Below are 13,101 nucleotides of genomic sequence, written 5' to 3' on the forward strand. Positions count from 1 at the left end.
GCTAACTCCACCGCCGCGCGGCCATTTCGGCCAGAACGCCGCCCAAAAGCCCGCCGACGCCCAGCGCCACCAGCACTTCGGGCGCGGCGAGAAGCTTGCCATATTCCATCATGATCTTGGGAATATCCAACAGCGCCCGCCCCGGGTCGGCCCGGTAGATCTGTTTGGTCGACCGCATGATCATCGTATAGGTGCTGAAGCCGAACAGCGCCCAGAAGGTCAGCAGGACCGAGGTCCGCATGCCGTGACCCACCGATTCCCCATAGCCCCGCCCCGCCGTCCGCCCCAGCGCGCGCCAGCCGATCACGAAGCCCAGCGCCATCATGATCTGCGGGAAGAACCCGACATCCATGCCTTCCGGCAGCTGCGGCACATATTCCAGCGCCGCCCAAAGCCCGACCACGGTAAAGACCAGCGCAGAGACCAGTTTGGTGGCTGTCGGCATCGGCGCGGGCTTCCTGTTCTGGTCTTGTCTCGCCGGTCCGCTTAGGCCGGACGGGCGATGGTGATCTGCGTGACGTCGCAGTTTCCGCCCTCGAAGGCGCCGGCGCAAGAGGTCAGGTAAAAGTTCCACATCCGGCGGAACCGGTCATCGAACCCCTGCGAGGCGACGTCGGACCAGCGCGCGTTGAAAACATCATGCCAGCGCCGCAGGGTCTGGCTGTAGCTCTTGCCGAACTCGATCGAGCCCAGAACCTTCAACCCCGCCTTCTCCACCTCGCGTCGCAGAACCGAGGGCGAGGGCAGCATGCCGCCCGGGAAGATGTATTTCTGGATGAAGTCCACCGATTTGCGATAGGTTTCAAAGCGATGGTCGGCGATCGTGATGATCTGCAAGGTGGCAAGGCAGCCCGGGCGCAGCCGCTTCAGCACGGTGTCGAAATAGGTCGGCCAGTATTTCTCGCCCACCGCCTCGAACATCTCGATCGAGGCCACGCCGTCATAGACCCCGGTCTCGTCGCGGTAATCCTGCAGCTTGATCTCGACCTTGTCGGACAGGCCAAGCCGCGCCATCCGGTCCACGGCATATTTGAACTGCTCGGCGCTGATCGTCAGACACGTCACCTTCAGCCCGCGCTTGGCCGCCGCATATTCGGCAAAACCGCCCCAGCCACAGCCGATTTCCAGCACATGGTCGCCCGGCTTCACCCGCATCAGGTCGACCATCGAAGCGTATTTCTGCTCCTGCGCCTTCTCAAGGCTTTCCTGCCCGGATTTGAACAGCGCCGAGGAATAGGTCATGCTCTCATCCAGCCAGAGGCCGTAGAAATCATTGCCGAGGTCGTAGTGGTAGCTGATGTTCTTCCGGGCCTGGGTCTTGGAGTTTGACTGCAGCCAGAAGCGCAGGCGTTCATAGGCCCGCACCAGCCCCATGCCTGGGAAGGCGTCATAGACCTGGTCATTGCCCTGCTGGATCAGGTCCATGAAGCCCAAAAGGTCGGGCGTCGTCCACCAGCCCTCCAGATAGGCCTCGCAGAAGCCCAGATCGCCCTCGCGGATCAGGCGGGCGAAGATGTCGGGGTTGTGCACTTCGATCAGGGCGGCGGGTCCGGGGTTCTTGCCCTCGGCGCGGAAGATGCGGCCATCGGGCAGGCGGAAGTCGAGCCGCCCGCGCTGCAAGCCCTTGATCGCCGCGAAGGCCGGGCCGAAATAGCGCGGCAGGCCCTTCTGGCCCTTGGTGGAGGTGAGGATTGTCATGGCGCCCTCGATTTAAGTCTTAACGACATGTTTCCAGAACATTTGCGCACACTCAAGCCCTTTGCTGCGCAAGGGCGTCCAGCGCCCGCGCCCGCCCGGCGTCCAGCGCGATCAACGGGGCGGGATAGCGGGTTTGGGGACTGAGCGCCCAGCTTTGCGGCACGGCGGCAAAGTAATCCAGCGCCTCCGCCCCCGGCCGGGCCGAAAGCTCCGCCACATAGCGGCGGCGGTAGAGGGAATCGGGGTCGTAGGTCTTGGCCTGGGTCTCGGGGTTGAAGATTCGGAAATAGGGCGCCGCATCGGGGCCCGATCCTGCAACCCATTGCCATCCCATCGCATTGGAGGCCGGGTCCCAGTCGGTCAGCGTCTCGGCGAACCAGTCCATCCCGACCTTCCAATGGGTCAGGAGGTGCTTGGTCAGATACGAGGCCACGATCATCCGCGCCCGGTTGTGCATGGTGCCGGTGGTATAAAGCTGGCGCATCGCGGCATCGACGACGGGCTCGCCGGTCAGGCCACGGCGCCAGGCCTCGGCATCGGGAGTGTCGCCGCGCCAGGGAAAGCTCTCCCACTCCGGGCGCCAGGAGGTGTGGGCGATATGGGGGGTGTGAAACAGCAGGGTCCAGGCAAACTCGCGCCAGACCAGTTCCTTCAGGAAATGCTCCGCCCCCGCCGCGCCCTCGACGCGGGCGCGCTGGCCCGCATGCCAGATCTGACGCGGGCTGATCTCGCCATAGGTCAGGTTCTCCGACAGGCCCGAGGTTGCGCCCTCCGCCAGATAATCGCGCCGGGCCTTGTAGGCGTCCACCTTGGTGGCGATGAAGCGGGCGAGGCGGGCTTGCGCTGCAGCCTCCCCCACATGCTGGTGCTTGGCTACGACCGCGGCCCCCCGCCGCATCGCAGCGCCGAGCGCCCAGTCTTCCAGCCGGTCGCTTTGCGGCCACTGCGCGGGTGCTGGCAGGTGCTGCGGCGCGGCCAGCGGGGCTGCGATCGGCCGGTCGCGCACCGCGTTCCAGAACGGCGTGTAGACCCGGTAGAACACCCCCGCCCCGTTGGTCACCGTCCAGGGTTCGTGCAGCAGAAATCCCTGATGCGACTGCGCCAGAAGCCCCTTCGCCCGGAAGGCGGATTTGATCGCCGCATCGCGGTCCTGAGTTTCGGGGTCGTAACTCCGGCTCCAGAACAGGCCCGCGGCCCCGGTCTCGGCCGCCAGCTCCTCCAGCACCGGGCCGGCGGGCCCGCGGCGCAGGATCAGGCGGCTGCCCAAAGCCTCCAGCCGCGCCGCAAAGCTTTCGAGCGCGAGGCCAAGCCGCCAGCGCGCCGCAGCCCCGATGGAGCTTGTGTGGTCATCCAGCACGAAAACCGGAAGGATCGGATGCCCCAGCGCCAGGGCGGCGCTGAGGGCCTGGTGGTCCGCCAGCCGCAGATCGCGGCGGAACCACAGGATAATCGGGGGCTTGGTCATCCGCACTCCATGTCTTTCAAGGGTTTACGCCCGAGAGGACCGGATGGATCACTTCGCCCCCGCCTTAAAGCACGCGCTCAAGGCCCGCGATCAGCCGCGCCACATCGGCATCGGAGGTATAGTGCACCGCCGACATCCGCAGCACACCCCGGGCGCGGTCAAGGCCCATCGCCTCGATCGGGCGCACGGCGTAGAAATCGCCGGCCCAGCAGGCGATGCCCTCGGCTACGAGGGCCTGCGAGACGGTCTCCGCCTCACGGTCCAGCGCCACAGCCACCGTGGGCGCGCGCAAGGCGCCGTCCCGCGGCCCGATCAGCCGCAGGTCGTTGCGGCCAGCAAGATAGTCCAGCAGCGGCTGGATCACCGCCACTTCCTGCGCGCGCATCAGGTCGTGGACCATCCGGTTGCGCTCGGCCGGGGCGGCCGAGGTGCCGCCGTGATGGGCATAAAGTGCGTCGATGTAATCGGCCATGCCGGCACTCGCCGCGATCTGGGCATGGTCCGGGCCCGCCGGGGTGAAACGTTTGTACAGCGAGCCTGCGTTGAACCAATGGCCCTGTGCCGGCAGTTCGGCGCCAAACTCCGCCCCGATCAGCATGATGCCCTGATGCGGGCCATAGGTCTTGTAGGCGGAGAAGAGGTAGACATCCGCACCAAGCGCCGGAAAGTCCGGCAGGCCATGCGGCGCATAGCTGACGCCATCGACCACGGTGCGCACACCGGCAGCCTTGGCCAGGGCGCAGATCTCGGCCACCGGGTTCAACTCGGCCACCACGTTGGAGCAATGCGGGAAGGCCATCAGCTTGACCTTGCCATCGGCCAGCAGGGGCCGCAGCGTCGCGATGTCCAAAGATCCGGTCGCAGGATCAATCTGCCACTCGCGCACCTCGATCCCCTCGTCGGCGAGCCTGCGCCAGACGCCGGAATTGGCCTCGTGGTCCTGATTGGTCACGACGATCGCCGCATCCTTGCCGCGCAGCCAAAGCCTGACCGCATTGGCCAGAACGAAGGTGTTGGCGCTGGTCGAGGGGCCAAAGGACAGCTCCTCTTTTGCGCAGCCCATCAGGGCCGCAAGCCGGGCGCGCGCCTCGTCCATCTCGGCCCCGCCGTCCTCGGACCCGGGATAGGGCGCATAGGGCTGCACCTTGCGGTGGGTGTAAAAGCGGTGGAGCCGGTCCACCACCTGTTTGCAGGGGAAAGATCCGCCGGCGTTTTCAAAGAAGGCATGGCCGGACAGCATCGGGCTTTGAAAGGCCGGAAACTGGCTGCGCACGAAATCGAGGTCGAGTTTGGTCATCGGATGCCGCTCCATCAGGCTGAGGTCCCCGCGTGGGGGGTGGTGTGGCAGGTCTTCCAGCCGAGCCGCAGGTGTGGCGGCAGGTGCAGGCTGCGGGCAAGGTGCCGCAGGATGCGCCGCCCCAAGACCTAGCAAGCCGGATCTGCGCAGGCAAGCGAGCAGAAGCACCCGCCCCGCAGCCCGCCCGACAGGCAGTATCCGGGCCGATTTGCTGCTTTTTCGGGCGAAGACACCCTCTGCGCGAAAAGGTGACTTGCGGCATCGGCACTTTGCCGCAAAATAAGCGCGTCGAAATCGCGGAACGGTTGCACTTTGACAGGGTTTGATCAAATTCTGGCAAAGGAAAAAACCGGCCTGATCCAACAGGCACGATCCAACAAGGAGAACTCATGTCTCGCATCTCGAAATTTATCACTGGCACCGCTCTGGCGCTGTCGCTTGGCCTGGGCGGCACGCTCGCCCGCGCCGATGATGCCGAACTGACGGCCTTCGACTGGTCGGGCTTCCAGCTGCCCGATCTGATGGCGCCCTATGTCGCCAAGAACGGCGCGATGCCGACCTACTCGATCTTCGCCGATGACGACGAGGCCTTCCAGAAGCTCTCCTCCGGTTTCAAGGCCGATGTGGCGCATCCTTGCAGCCAGATGATCCAGAAATACCGCGATGCCGGGCTGATCGAGCCATGGGACACCGCCAAGATCCCGAATTTCAAGGAAATCGACCCGCGTTTCCTGAATTCCAAGATCTTCAAGGATGACACGGGCGTCTGGTACATCCCGACCGACTACGCCTATACCGCCATCGCCTATAACACCAAGGATGTCCCGGCCGAGGATGTGGCCTCGCTCGACGTCTTCACCAACCCGAAATATGCTGGCCGGATCTCCCTGCCCGACAATGCCGATGACGTCTGGGCGCTGGCCCTGCTCGCCACCGGCGTGAAGGACTGGACCAATGTCTCGGACGAACAGTTCAAGGCGGCGGCGGACTGGCTGCGCAAGGTGCATCCGAATGTGGTGGCCTATTGGGCCGACCCGTCGCAACTGAGCCAGCTGATGGCCTCGGGTGAGGTGCAGGTGGCCTGGTCGTGGAACGACACCATCGCGCTTCTGCGCGCCGAGAACTTCCCGGTGGGCTTCCAGCGTCAGGCCAAGGAAGGCGCCTCCAGCTGGTTTTGCGGCTGGGTGAACCTGAAGAACGGACCGGGCAAGGAAGACAAGGCCTATGATTTCATCAACGCCTGGCTCGACCATGGCGCGGCCAAGGCGCTTCTGACCAATGTCGGCTATGCCTCGACCAACACCGAAGGCATGAAGACGATCGACCCGGCAGACCTGAAGGCGGCGGATGTCGATCCGATCGACACCACGCTTCTGGCCCAGACCCCGATCGATCCGGCCGAGCGTGACAAGATGGTGAAAGAGTTCGAGAATATCAAAGCGGGCTTCTGAGCCCCCTGCACTCAAGACTTCCAGCGCCCGGGCCCGTCCCGGGCGCTGCTGTTTCGAAAGCCCGCCCGCAGAACGCCCCGCAGAAGGCCCCTCAGAACGCAGCGCCGATCTCGGCCGCGCGGGCCAGAATCCGCGCCTGCCCCTCGGGCTCGAAACTGTCGTAAAGCAGGTGGAGCGCGGGCTCGGCCACGCCGCAATAGCGCAGGATGCCGGTTTCGAGCTGCACCTCGATCGCCTGATCATAGCCGCGCTTGGCAAACGAGGCGGCACTGCCGCCGGCGACGGCCAGCATGGCGACCTTGGCATGGGGATAGGTTGCCCCGCCATAGGCCCAGCCATTGTTCCAGACCCGGTCCACCCAGCCCTTCATCAGCGCGGGCATCGACCACCACCAGACCGGAAAGACCATGACCGTGGCCAGATTGCGTTCGATCCGGGCCATCTCGGCCTGGACTGCGGGCGAATAGACCTTGGCGGGATTGTCCCAGTCCGGCTCGTCCTCCGGGCGCAGCACCGGGTCAAAGCCCTCGGCGGCGAGGTCGGCCCATTCGACCTCGTGACCCGCAGCCTGTGCCGCCGCCGCAAAGGCGCGGGCGGTGGCATGACACAGCGATGTGGACCTTGGATGAGCCAGAACAAGCAGAATGCGCATGGCGACGCCTCCATGATGACGACCTGACCCAGTTTGCCTGCAGTGGGCAGCCGCGTCCACTTGCATCCCCCACTTGCAACCCCGCCCCGGCGGCCCTATGTTCCCCCTGTCCGGCGCAATCCGGACTATGGCGATAAACGCACCCATAATAGACGGATCGGACCCGGGGGCGGTACCCGGCGGCTCCACCAAAACCCTGTTCATTGCAGGTTCTGGGGCCGAAACAGGATCGACGGACGTTCAAAGGGGCCAGCTTTTGCTCGGTGAGGTACCACCGTTATCGGTCCAAGATCACAGTTGCCAATGACAACCGTGCTCCGGCTTATGCTCTGGCTGCGTGAGCAGTTCGAGAAAGCCAAACTAAGTCCTTGCAGGTAGCACTGTAAGGCGGGGTTTGCAGGTACCTGGCAACAGAAACCTGCGCCTTTCCCCGACATGTTCCGCCCTGCCCCGCTGTCAGAAGCGGGGGTTTCACACCCCCGCACCCCCGTGGGATATTTATGGACCAATGAAGGGGGGTCGGGGGAGATGCGGAAGCGGTTCGGCACTTTGCTTGACCTTGGGACTTGCTCCCACTACCAAGAGCCATGGGGTTCGCGTCCGCCCCGTGAGGCTTTGGCTCAAGTGTCGCATCCCGTCCCCCCTTTGAAGGAGGCCCGCGATGCCGCAGCCCAATCAGATCACCCCCGCCCAATTGATGCGCCTGATCGGCACGCCCGAGGCGCCCGCCATCGTCGATGTGCGCCTGGCCGAGGATCTCGGCGCCGATCCGCGCCTGATCCCCACCAGCCTTGTGCTGAGCCATGACCGCTTTGACCCCGCACCGGAGGCTTTGCGCCGGGGCCGGGTCGTGGTGGTCTGCGCCAAGGGGCGCAAATTGTCCGAAGGGGTGGCGGCCCTGCTGCGCGCACAAGGCGCCCAGGCCGAAGTGCTGGAGGGCGGCTCGCTCGCTTGGGCCGCGGCGGGCCTGCCGATGGTGCCGATGGCTTCCCTGCCCAAGACCGCGCTTTGGGTGACCCGGCACCGGCCCAAGATCGACCGCATCGCCTGTCCCTGGCTGATCCGCCGCTTTGTCGATCCCGCGGCGCGGTTTCTCTATGTCGCCCCCGGCGAAGTCGCCGCGGTGGCCGAAAGGTTCGGCGCCACGCCCTTTGACATCGAAGGCGTGGATTTCTCGCACCGCGGCGAGACCTGCAGCTTTGATACGATGATCGAGGTTTTCGGCCTTTCCAGCGAGGCCCTGTCGCGGCTCGCGCTGGTGGTGCGCGCCGCCGATACCGACCGGCACGACCTGTCGCCGCAGGCGGCGGGCCTCCTCGCCATCTCGGTCGGGCTGTCGCGGCAATACCGCGACGATCTGGCCCAGCTGGAGGCGGGCATGACGATCTATGACGCGCTTTACCGCTGGGCGCGCGACGGGTTTGAAGAGGGCCACGACTGGCCGGCGGGGCGAAGCGCATGAGCGCGCACCAGAACGACTGGTCCACCCTGTTCCGCGCCTTTGGCCGCATCGGGATTTTGTCCTTTGGCGGGCCCGCCGCGCAGATCGCGCTGATGCATCGCGAACTGGTGGAAGAGCGCAAGTGGATCACCGAGGCCGAGTACCTTTCGGCCCTGTCCTTCTGCATGCTTCTGCCCGGGCCGGAGGCGATGCAGCTGGCCACCTGGATCGGCTGGCGGTTGCGCGGGGTGCCGGGTGGCATCCTCGCCGGATTGCTTTTCGTGCTGCCGGGCGCCTTGGTCGTGCTGGCGCTGTCAGCACTTTATGCAGCCTTGGGCAGCGTGCCCCTGGTCGCGGCGCTTTTCACCGGGGTGCAGGCGGCGGTGGTCGCCGTGGTGGTCGAGGCGCTGCTCCGCGTCTCCAAACGCGCGCTGAAATCGCGGGCGCATTGGGCGACGGCGGTGCTAGCTTTCGTGGCTCTGTTCTTCTTCGGCCTGCCCTTCCCGGTGGTGATCATCGCGGCCGGGCTTTACGGCTATCTGACGAGCCCGGGCGCGGCCCCCGTGGCCCAGGGCCCGCAACCCTGGGGCGAGACCCTGCGCGCCGTCCTGATCTGGGGCGCGCTCTGGCTCCTGCCCCTCGCGGCGCTGATCGTCTTCCTGCCGGGGATCTATGCCGATATCGCGGTCTTCTTCTCGAAACTCGCGGTGGTGACCTTTGGCGGCGCCTATGCGGTCCTGGCCTGGATGACGCAATCCGTGGTGCAAGACCACCAATGGCTCACCCTGCCGCAGATGATGGACGGGCTTGGCTTGGCCGAAACGACGCCGGGGCCGCTGATTCTGGTGACCGAGTTCGTGGGCTATGTCGCAGCCGCACAGCGCGACGGCTGGACGGGTGGCGTCTTCGCGGCGGCGATCACGCTCTGGATGACCTTTACCCCCTGTTTTCTGTGGATTTTCGCCGGAAGCCCGTGGATCTCGCGCCTGACCCATGCGCCGCGCCTGTCCGGCGCCTTGCGCTTCATCACGGCGGCGGTGGTCGGCGTCATCGCCAACCTGTCGCTCTGGTTCGCGGCCCATGTGTTCTTCGCCACGATCACCCGAATCGACGCCGGCCCCCTGCATACGATCTGGCCCGAAGTCACGTCGCTGCGCATTCTGCCCGCGATTCTGGCGCTGGCCGCCGCCTATCTCTTGCTGCGCCGGCATTGGTCCCTGCCCCTCGTCCTCGCACTTGCAGCAATCGCCGCGATCGGGCCGAGCTTCCTCTGACACCCGCTCTTCCCTTCGCCTTCAAATCCCTTATGTTGGGCCCATCAGAGCACGGGAGTATGCATGGCACGGTCAATCGACTACGGTAACCTGATGCACAAAGCCATGCGCGGTCTGATCCAGACCGTCCTGAACGACGTGGCTGCCAACGGACTGCCCGGCGCGCATCATTTCTTCATCACCTTCGACACGACGGTGGAGGGGGTCGAGATGGCCGACTGGCTGCGCGCCCGTTATCCGGGTGAGATGACCGTGGTCCTTCAGCATTGGTTCGATGACCTGCAGGTGACTGACGACGGCTTTTCCATCACGCTCAACTTCGGCAACAACCCCGAGCGGATGACGATCCCCTTCGACAGCTTGCGCACCTTCGTGGACCCCTCGGTCGAGTTCGGCCTCCGGTTTGAAACGCACGAAGAAGAGGATGAGGACGAAGACGATGATGGTCCCGAGGACGATCCGACCCCGCCGCAGGACGCCCAGATCGTCCGGCTTGACCAGTTCCGGAAACCGTAAGGGATGACCGACACCCTTCTGTTTCTGCGCCAGCTGATCAGCAAGCCCACGCAGATTTCGGCCATCGCCCCCTCGTCGCGCTTTCTGGCCAAGGCCATGGCGCAGGAGATCGGGCCCCAGACCGGCCGTGTGGTTGAATTCGGGCCAGGCACCGGGCGCCTGACGCGCGGAATCCTGAAAGCCGGTGTGGCGCCGGAAAACCTGACGCTTTTCGAGATGAACCCGGAATTTGTCGGCCACCTGAGGGAGACCTTTCCCGGCGTGACCGTGCAACTGGCCGGCGCTCAGACCGCACCTTCGGTGATGGAAAAGGGCGTCGGCGCCGTGATTTCCGGCCTGCCCTTGCTGGCGATGCCGATTTCCCTGCGCCTCGCCATCGTCTCCGCCGCGTTCGAGGTGCTGGCGCCCGACGGCATCTACGTCCAGTTCACCTATGGCCCGCGCCCCGCGCTGGACGATGCCCAGATCGCAGCCCTCGGGCTGGAATGGCGCGAGACGGCGCATGTCTTCCTGAACCTGCCGCCAGCCCGGGTGCACACCTTCCGGCGCAAAACCTGACCAAAGCAATTGGTATACGACAGTATACCAATTGAATTTTCCGCGCTGCGGCGTTAGAAGGTCCGCGCAATCAAGGGAGCTTGCGCCATGACCGCATTCCGCACCGAAACCGACAGCTTTGGCCCGCTCGAGGTTCCGTCCGACAAATACTGGGGGGCGCAGACGCAACGCTCCATCATCAACTTTCCGATCGGCTGGGAACGCCAGCCCGTGGCCATCATCCGCGCCCTTGGCGTGATCAAGAAGGCCTGCGCCTTGGTCAACATCGCGCAGGGCGACATCTCGGCCGAGCTTGGCACCGTGATCGCCGCCGCCGCGCAAGAGGTGATCGAGGGCAAGTTTGACGACAACTTCCCGCTGGTGGTCTGGCAGACCGGGTCGGGCACCCAGTCGAACATGAACGCCAACGAGGTGATCTCGAACCGCGCGATCGAGATGATGGGCGGGGTGATGGGCTCCAAGAAGCCGGTCCACCCGAATGACCATGTGAACATGGGCCAGTCGTCGAACGACACCTTCCCGACCGCGATGCATGTGGCCATCGGCATGATGGCACGCGATGTGCTGCTGCCGGGGCTGGAAAAGCTGCACGGTGCTTTGCACGCCAAGGCCCTGGAATTCAAGGACATCATCAAGATCGGCCGCACCCATACCCAGGATGCGACGCCCCTGACGCTGGGCCAGGAATTCTCCGGCTACGCCAAGCAGGTCGAAAAAGGCATCGCGCGGGTCAAGATGTGTCTGCCCGACATCTACGAGCTGGCGCAGGGCGGCACCGCCGTCGGCACCGGGCTGAACACCAAGGTCGGCTTTGACGCCCGGGTGGCCGCGCAGATCGCCGAAATCACCGCCCTGCCCTTCGTCACCGCGCCGAACAAGTTCGAGGCTTTGGCCGCGCATGACGCGATGGTCATGTTCTCGGGTGCCCTCAAGACCGTGGCGGCGAGCCTGTTCAAGATCGCCAACGACCTGCGGCTTCTGGGCTCCGGCCCGCGTTCGGGTCTGGGCGAGCTGATCCTGCCGGAGAATGAGCCGGGTTCTTCCATCATGCCCGGCAAGGTCAACCCGACCCAGGCCGAGGCGCTGACCATGGTCTGCGCCCATGTCATGGGCAATGACGCGGCAGTGGGCTTTGCAGGCTCGCAGGGCCATTTCGAGCTGAACGTCTACAACCCGATGATGTCCTATAACGTCTTGCAATCCATGCAGCTTCTGGGCGATGCGGCCGGGTCCTTCACCGATAACATGGTGGTGGGCACCAAGGCCAACCTGCCGCGGATCGAAAAGCTGATGAAGGAAAGCCTGATGCTGGTGACGGCGCTGGCCCCCACCATCGGCTATGACAATGCCACCAAGGTCGCCAAAACCGCGCACAAGAACGGCACGACGCTGCGCGAAGAGGCCATCGCGCTCGGCTTTGTCGATGGCGAGACCTTTGACCGAATCGTCCGCCCCGAGGACATGGTCGGACCCAAGGGTTGAGATGGCGGAAATCATCAACCTGCGCGGCAAGAGAAAAGAGGCGGCCCGCAAGGCCGCCCGTGCCGAGGGTGATGAAAATGCGATGAAGTTCGGCCGCACCAAGGGGCAGAAAACCCGGGAGGCGGCCGAAATTGCCAAGGCAAAGGCAGAATTGGATGGAAAAAAGCGGGACGAGGACGGGTCGGCTTAACCCGGCCTTAACCGAGGTCTGGCAGGGTCGCTCCATCATGCAAACACACAGCGCCCCCGCCCCGATCCCCGTCGCCCCGATCCCGGCCTTCTCGCCCGATCAATGGCTGTTTCAACTCTTCTCCCCCCTCGCCGTGGCCGAGGGCTGCGCCCTGCGCTGCGATGTGGCCGAGGTCGAGGCCAAGATCGGCCGAACCCGCTTTCTGGCCGAGGTCAAGATCCGCGGCTACCGCGCCAAGGAATCCGCCGGGCAGTTCCTGCTGACCTTCCGCCGCGAACCCCTGCGCATTATGGTCTGACCCAAGGGTGCAGGGCCTGCCCCCGACTCTGGCCATGACGCCCGCCGCATGAGATAAGGCCCGGGTCCGCCGCGTGGCGGCGACTTGCCCCTGCGAAAGGCCCCCAGGCATGTCTGCGCTGCAAACCTCGGCACGTCCGGTCAAGCACAGCCTGACCCTGCGCGGCCACCGGACTTCTGTCTCCCTCGAATCCGCCTTTTGGGAGGAGTTTCAGAGACTTGCCGCGAAAAAGGGCCTGTCGCTGAACGAACTCGCCGCCGAGATTGACGCGGCGCGCGCCGATGTGGGCCTAGCCTCCGCGATCCGCGTGCATATCCTGAACGCCTGGCGTGGTGCCGCAGGCTGAACCCGTGGCACAGGCACGCCCACCTTGCGCGCCACGCCCCCTGCGGCCCCGTCAGGCCGGCCCGACGCGCCATGAGGGCAAATCATGTCGCAAATCACCCATTGTCATTGGCCTCCCTTTGCCCTTAGGGTCAATCCACGCGACGCTTTCGCGGAAGAATTCTCTGCCCGCCCGCTCTGGCGCCCCTTACAGGCGCCGAAACGGCAGGCAGTCGGATCGGTCGCAAGACCGGAGAGTTGCCCGGCAAGTCATTGATTTTCCGGGCTTTCATTGGGGCCCTTGGCGGCCCGGAAGAGAACCGCGATGACGCGCGCGTTGACATCGGTGCAAGAAGAGGGCGGCCCATCGGGCAACGCCGCTTCTTTGCATATGCGCCCCATCGCCCGAACAAGACGCCCCCTGACCACCGTTCCACACAGCGCATCGCCGCCGC

At 65.1% G+C, this 13,101-nt stretch carries 14 protein-coding genes and 1 other RNA gene; 10 read left to right on the forward strand and 5 right to left on the reverse strand.

What is annotated here, in order from left to right:
- Nucleotide 1: 1 nt before the first annotated feature.
- The 4 genes from AC1DVR_RS08075 to AC1DVR_RS08090 form a co-directional block, all read right to left on the reverse strand.
- Nucleotides 2–445, reverse strand: a complete 444-nt coding sequence (locus AC1DVR_RS08075; RefSeq protein WP_478000041.1) for a TrgA family protein — start codon at nt 443–445, stop codon at nt 2–4.
- Nucleotides 446–486: 41 nt separating this feature from the next.
- The gene (locus tag AC1DVR_RS08080) at nt 487–1,698 is read right to left on the reverse strand and encodes a class I SAM-dependent methyltransferase (RefSeq protein WP_478000042.1); all 1,212 of its coding nucleotides are present in this window, start codon (nt 1,696–1,698) and stop codon (nt 487–489) included.
- Between the two features lie 52 nt (nt 1,699–1,750).
- Nucleotides 1,751–3,163 (reverse strand): cryptochrome/photolyase family protein, encoded by a 1,413-nt coding sequence (locus AC1DVR_RS08085; protein ID WP_478000043.1) that lies wholly within the window; start codon nt 3,161–3,163, stop codon nt 1,751–1,753.
- A 64-nt stretch (nt 3,164–3,227) separates the two neighbouring features.
- Nucleotides 3,228–4,460, reverse strand: a complete 1,233-nt coding sequence (locus AC1DVR_RS08090) for an aminotransferase class V-fold PLP-dependent enzyme (RefSeq protein WP_478000044.1) — start codon at nt 4,458–4,460, stop codon at nt 3,228–3,230.
- Between the two features lie 389 nt (nt 4,461–4,849).
- On the opposite strand from AC1DVR_RS08090, the gene AC1DVR_RS08095 reads away from it, so the two are divergent.
- Nucleotides 4,850–5,911 (forward strand): ABC transporter substrate-binding protein, encoded by a 1,062-nt coding sequence (locus tag AC1DVR_RS08095; RefSeq protein ID WP_478000045.1) that lies wholly within the window; start codon nt 4,850–4,852, stop codon nt 5,909–5,911.
- Between the two features lie 91 nt (nt 5,912–6,002).
- Here the strand turns inward: AC1DVR_RS08095 and AC1DVR_RS08100 are convergent, their stop codons facing one another.
- Entirely contained in the window at nt 6,003–6,563 is a 561-nt protein-coding gene (locus AC1DVR_RS08100; protein ID WP_478000046.1) for an NAD(P)H oxidoreductase, read from the reverse strand.
- Nucleotides 6,564–6,632: 69 nt separating this feature from the next.
- On the opposite strand from AC1DVR_RS08100, the gene ssrA reads away from it, so the two are divergent.
- The 9 genes from ssrA (at nt 6,633) to AC1DVR_RS08145 (ending at nt 12,668) form a co-directional block, all read left to right on the forward strand.
- Nucleotides 6,633–6,988, forward strand: a transfer-messenger RNA (tmRNA) gene (gene ssrA, locus AC1DVR_RS08105).
- A 236-nt stretch (nt 6,989–7,224) separates the two neighbouring features.
- Nucleotides 7,225–8,025, forward strand: coding sequence for a chromate resistance protein ChrB domain-containing protein (locus AC1DVR_RS08110; RefSeq protein WP_478000047.1), 801 nt, complete (start codon nt 7,225–7,227; stop codon nt 8,023–8,025).
- A complete protein-coding gene (gene chrA, locus AC1DVR_RS08115; RefSeq protein WP_478000048.1) occupies nt 8,022–9,278 on the forward strand; it encodes a chromate efflux transporter in 1,257 nt (418 codons plus the stop codon). Before AC1DVR_RS08110 ends, chrA begins: the two co-directional genes overlap by 4 nt.
- Before the next feature lie 63 nt (nt 9,279–9,341).
- The gene (locus AC1DVR_RS08120; protein ID WP_478000049.1) at nt 9,342–9,794 is read left to right on the forward strand and encodes an SspB family protein; all 453 of its coding nucleotides are present in this window, start codon (nt 9,342–9,344) and stop codon (nt 9,792–9,794) included.
- 3 nt (nt 9,795–9,797) lie between these two features.
- The gene (locus AC1DVR_RS08125) at nt 9,798–10,352 is read left to right on the forward strand and encodes a class I SAM-dependent methyltransferase (RefSeq protein ID WP_478000050.1); all 555 of its coding nucleotides are present in this window, start codon (nt 9,798–9,800) and stop codon (nt 10,350–10,352) included.
- Nucleotides 10,353–10,439: 87 nt separating this feature from the next.
- Nucleotides 10,440–11,834 carry a class II fumarate hydratase gene (fumC, locus tag AC1DVR_RS08130; protein ID WP_478000051.1) on the forward strand — a complete coding sequence of 465 codons (1,395 nt, stop codon included), beginning with the start codon at nt 10,440–10,442 and terminating at the stop codon, nt 11,832–11,834.
- A gap of 1 nt (nt 11,835) precedes the next feature.
- The gene (locus AC1DVR_RS08135; RefSeq protein ID WP_478000052.1) at nt 11,836–12,024 is read left to right on the forward strand and encodes a DUF4169 family protein; all 189 of its coding nucleotides are present in this window, start codon (nt 11,836–11,838) and stop codon (nt 12,022–12,024) included.
- 37 nt (nt 12,025–12,061) lie between these two features.
- Nucleotides 12,062–12,322, forward strand: coding sequence for an N-(5'-phosphoribosyl)anthranilate isomerase (locus tag AC1DVR_RS08140; RefSeq protein WP_478000053.1), 261 nt, complete (start codon nt 12,062–12,064; stop codon nt 12,320–12,322).
- Nucleotides 12,323–12,431: 109 nt separating this feature from the next.
- Complete coding sequence (locus tag AC1DVR_RS08145) at nt 12,432–12,668, forward strand: ribbon-helix-helix domain-containing protein (protein WP_478000054.1); 237 nt, start codon at nt 12,432–12,434, stop codon at nt 12,666–12,668.
- The last annotated feature ends 433 nt before the right edge of the window (nt 12,669–13,101 follow it).

This window comes from Rhodobacter sp. P2_H5 (assembly GCF_056403335.1).

Excerpts from the sequence above, each read along its gene's own strand:
- AC1DVR_RS08075 (WP_478000041.1), bottom strand. The coding sequence starts at position 445 with ATGCCGACAGCCACCAAACTGGTCTCTGCGCTGGTCTTTACCGTGGTC.
- AC1DVR_RS08080 (WP_478000042.1), bottom strand. The coding sequence starts at position 1,698 with ATGACAATCCTCACCTCCACCAAGGGCCAGAAGGGCCTGCCGCGCTAT.
- AC1DVR_RS08085 (WP_478000043.1), bottom strand. The coding sequence starts at position 3,163 with ATGACCAAGCCCCCGATTATCCTGTGGTTCCGCCGCGATCTGCGGCTG.
- AC1DVR_RS08090 (WP_478000044.1), bottom strand. The coding sequence starts at position 4,460 with ATGACCAAACTCGACCTCGATTTCGTGCGCAGCCAGTTTCCGGCCTTT.
- AC1DVR_RS08095 (WP_478000045.1), top strand. The coding sequence starts at position 4,850 with ATGTCTCGCATCTCGAAATTTATCACTGGCACCGCTCTGGCGCTGTCG.
- AC1DVR_RS08100 (WP_478000046.1), bottom strand. The coding sequence starts at position 6,563 with ATGCGCATTCTGCTTGTTCTGGCTCATCCAAGGTCCACATCGCTGTGT.
- AC1DVR_RS08110 (WP_478000047.1), top strand. The coding sequence starts at position 7,225 with ATGCCGCAGCCCAATCAGATCACCCCCGCCCAATTGATGCGCCTGATC.
- chrA (WP_478000048.1), top strand. The coding sequence starts at position 8,022 with ATGAGCGCGCACCAGAACGACTGGTCCACCCTGTTCCGCGCCTTTGGC.
- AC1DVR_RS08120 (WP_478000049.1), top strand. The coding sequence starts at position 9,342 with ATGGCACGGTCAATCGACTACGGTAACCTGATGCACAAAGCCATGCGC.
- AC1DVR_RS08125 (WP_478000050.1), top strand. The coding sequence starts at position 9,798 with ATGACCGACACCCTTCTGTTTCTGCGCCAGCTGATCAGCAAGCCCACG.
- fumC (WP_478000051.1), top strand. The coding sequence starts at position 10,440 with ATGACCGCATTCCGCACCGAAACCGACAGCTTTGGCCCGCTCGAGGTT.
- AC1DVR_RS08135 (WP_478000052.1), top strand. The coding sequence starts at position 11,836 with ATGGCGGAAATCATCAACCTGCGCGGCAAGAGAAAAGAGGCGGCCCGC.
- AC1DVR_RS08140 (WP_478000053.1), top strand. The coding sequence starts at position 12,062 with ATGCAAACACACAGCGCCCCCGCCCCGATCCCCGTCGCCCCGATCCCG.
- AC1DVR_RS08145 (WP_478000054.1), top strand. The coding sequence starts at position 12,432 with ATGTCTGCGCTGCAAACCTCGGCACGTCCGGTCAAGCACAGCCTGACC.